A 1,925-nucleotide genomic window follows, 5' to 3' on the forward strand; every position below is an offset into this window, starting at 1 on the left:
CTACCGGGCCACCACGACCACCGCCGAGGCCCTCAAAGGCGGCGGCACGGCACCCGCCCGCACGACACCCGCACCCAAATCCGCGCCCGCCGCCGCGCCCGCCGCCGCGCCGCCCAAGTCCGCACCCGCCCCGACACCCGCCACGTCGAGCGGGTCGGGGAAGGCCGCCGCTACGGGCGGGAAGGGTGCGGGTGGGCCGGTGGTGCGGCCGAACGGACAGACCTATCACCCGCGCCGGTTGGCGGACCTGCCGGACGTGGCGGCGCTGCGCAAGCTGCGGGAGGCGTCCGTCCCGGCCATGTTGTACGGGCCTCCCGGGACCGGGAAGACGTCCCTGGTCGAGGCCGCGTTCCCGGACCTGATCACCGTCGCCGGTGACGGTGACACCGCCGTGGCCGATTTCGTGGGCGAGTACACCCAGGCCCCGGGCGGGGGCTATGAGTTCGTCTACGGGCCGCTGGTCACGGCGATGACCGAGGGCCGCGCCCTGCTCATCGATGACGCCACCCTCATCTCACCCAAGGTGCTGGCCGTGGTGTACCCGGCCATGGACGGGCGGCGGCAGATCACCGTCAAGGCGCACAAAGGCGAGACGATCACCGCCGCCGAGGGGTTCTACGTGGTCGCCGGACACAACCCGGGCGTGCACGGCGCCGTGCTCACCGAGGCCCTGGCCTCCCGGTTCGCCGCGCAAATCCGGGTGTCGACCGACTACGACCTGGCCCGCGCCCTGGATATCGCACCGCGCGCCGTGCGCGTCGCGCGCAACCTGGCCCGCCGTCAGGAATCCGGCGAGATCGGCTGGGCCCCGCAACTGCGCGAACTGATCAACTTCCAAAAGGTCGCCGGTGTCCTCGGGGACGAGGCGGCGGTGGCCAACCTTCTCGGCGTCGCCCCCGAAGAAGACCGCGACGTGGTCGCCGAGGTCGTCAGTTCCGTCTACGGACGCGCCGTCGCCCCACTCGCCCTCGGCCAGCAGGTCTAACCCGCCCCGCACCCGCCCGAATACGACCGCGCCCTACTCACCGGAGGAACCCATGGCAACGCACGTCATCCCCGCACCCGCACCCGTCGCCACGACCGCCGCACCGTCCGGCACCGGACCGGGCACCGCCCCCGCGCCACCGGCGCCGGTGACCGGGCTCAGCGGGGCGTGGCTGCGGCTCTCGGCCGCGTTCACCGAAGCCGTAACCGACCTGACCGACCGCGAAGACCTCACCGTGCAGTGCGCACCCGGCCTCGGACGAGGCGCACCCGGCTGCTACGTCCCGGCGCTTGCCACCATCGAACTCGACGGCATCCACCTGCGACAGGACCCGGGCACGTGCGACCCGGCATGGCCCACCGACCGGGACCGCTACCCGGCCATGTGGGGCGTGCTCACCCACGAGGCCGCCCACGCCACCCACACCCGCTGGGCGATCCCGGACGGCGCGTCCGCCGCCGCAGCCGCCGCAGCCGTTGCCCTGGAAGAGTCGCGGATCGAGGTGGCCCAGATTCGTCGTCGCCCCGCCGACCGCCGTTGGATCCGTGCATGCGTGACCAGCCTCGTCCTGGCCGACTTCATCACCCCACCCACCGGGGCAGCCACCGGCGCGCCCGCGCCGTCCGGTGGCGCTGCGACCGGTGCGCCGAGCACCCCATCGGCCGCCCCGCCGGTCACGACACCGCACGCGGCGATGACGCCATGGAACGCCGGACGCGCCGCCGCCCTGATCCTGGCCCGCACTGACGCCGGGATACTCGAACCGGCAGAAACCAAGCCTCTGGCCGACGCCGTCCTGGACGTCCTCGGACCCAGCCGGTTGAGCGCACTGGCCGCAATGTGGCACCTCGCGCACGCCACCGGCGATGACGACGGCGACACCATGATGGACCTGGGGCGGCGCTGGTGCCGGATCCTGGGCGTCAACCCCGACCAGCCC

1 protein-coding gene and 1 pseudogene are annotated in these 1,925 nt (G+C 73.6%); both read left to right on the forward strand.

Going from position 1 to position 1,925, the window contains the following annotated elements; translation table 11 throughout:
• Positions 1-985 (forward strand): AAA family ATPase (locus E1200_RS32960; RefSeq protein WP_207933671.1); only part of this gene is annotated, 985 nt, incomplete at its 5' end.
• 52 nt (positions 986-1,037) lie between these two features.
• Positions 1,038-1,925 (forward strand): annotated as a pseudogene (locus E1200_RS32965) (hypothetical protein); the annotation flags it as partial.

It is taken from the genome of Actinomadura sp. GC306 (assembly GCF_004348665.1).
Classification (GTDB): Bacteria; Actinomycetota; Actinomycetes; order Streptosporangiales; family Streptosporangiaceae; genus Spirillospora.